A 1,533-nucleotide genomic window follows, 5' to 3' on the forward strand; every position below is an offset into this window, starting at 1 on the left:
TGTATTTTATCACTCTTTTGAAGTTTCTCCACTTTTTTAGTAGATACACCATGAGGAAACCCGTGTGCTTCAGCTTTTGCTGCCTGTTCGGCAAGCCCCTCTGTGGTTTCTGCCTCTTGTCCAAATCTAACTAAAGTACCATCACCACTTTTCTTTGATGCATCAATTGTTGTTTCAATTACATCATCAACTGCCCCTTTCGCTGGTGTTTTAGCTAATATGCCACCTGTAACTCCACCTCCTTTTCCAAAAGTTGCTACATTTACCACATCGATTCCAAAACTCAACCATTTTTCTCCTGTTGATTGTTTTGATTCAACAAATCCGGTTTTATACCCATCTTCAGTTTCTACGAATTGAGCCCTTGTATCAGAACCAACTGCTGCTAAAACTATATTATAAAGAGAATGTTTTGTTTCTAGAAGATCAACTGCTATAGTACTTGCCAATGTCTGATCATCACACGGTTTATCTCCACAAGGCCCTTTAGCCACTTCTTCCGGCACCATCCCATCAGGATCAATAAACCTAATCGGATTATCAAAAGCATAGTTGTAAGGCGAATGCCTTCTCATCAGGTCAGCCGCAGGGTCAACATTTAAAAACCTTCCTAGTACTGGATCATAATAACGGGCTTGATAATCATAGACATTCCAATCAAGGGATTTCTGCAATTCAAAGCCATTATAGAGGAAATCGTTCCTTTTGGCTGTTATTCGCTGATATCCTCCAGAGTGCTGAAGACCGAAAGGATAGAAATTGTCCCTTTGGACAACACTGCCCTCTGTGACCACCACCTTCATATCATCAAAATAGGTCCAATTGGCAGCAACACTTTCGTTGCTAACATAAACATACACAAATCCTGCTTTTGGTGCCACAATATCGTTGATGGATATTTTTTCGTGGTTCATATCCGCGGCAGTAGATATCTGGGCGTGGCCATGCTGGTAGTACACCATGTCCTCATCAAACAGTATGTAGTTGAGGTAAGCAGCAGGCCTTTTGTCATCGGCCGTGCCGTTGATGGCCATGCCCCCGGGGGTGGCATAGGCTCCTTCAAAAGCATCGTAGGTTGCCTGCTCATAGCCTGAGCCTCCGTTTACGCCTCCAAAAGCTCCTGCCACGGCCGAAATTAGCGCTGTAGTGGTGGTTGTGGATGAATACCCGGAACCTCCTTCATAGTAGCCAAAGACTTCCATGTCTATTTTATCACCAGCCCCTACAGGCAGGCTTATGCCTGGGCCGCAGGCTGGGTGCCATTCAGGCGTACCACTTTATCACCTCCGTCTGCATTGGCATCGGCATTATTGAAAGTTACCCTGGTGTCCTGAATGTTGGCATATAACTCTTCTTCTTCAGCCGCATTTTCAGATTCAAAAGTGGCTGTAAAAGTCGTAGGATCGCTATGCTCAACCATTTAACTACGATGAAGATAAAGAGCATATTTTCTACACTCTCGATAACTTGATTAAAGCTGCTAAGCTTAGAACCCTGTAAAGTAAAAAAGCCTCGCATTGCTGCAAGGCTCCT

General features: G+C 44.0%; 2 protein-coding genes. Both read right to left on the reverse strand.

Annotated elements, in window-relative coordinates; translation table 11 throughout:
• On the reverse strand, positions 1 to 1,202 hold a 1,202-nt coding region (locus tag E1163_RS00590), incomplete at its 3' end, for an RHS repeat-associated core domain-containing protein (RefSeq protein ID WP_185155896.1).
• 32 nt (positions 1,203 to 1,234) lie between these two features.
• Complete coding sequence (locus E1163_RS00595) at positions 1,235 to 1,420, reverse strand: hypothetical protein (protein WP_155168585.1); 186 nt, start codon at positions 1,418 to 1,420, stop codon at positions 1,235 to 1,237.
• Positions 1,421 to 1,533 lie beyond the last annotated feature (113 nt).

It is taken from the genome of Fulvivirga kasyanovii (assembly GCF_009711405.1).
GTDB classification, from domain to species: domain Bacteria; phylum Bacteroidota; class Bacteroidia; order Cytophagales; family Cyclobacteriaceae; genus Fulvivirga; species Fulvivirga kasyanovii.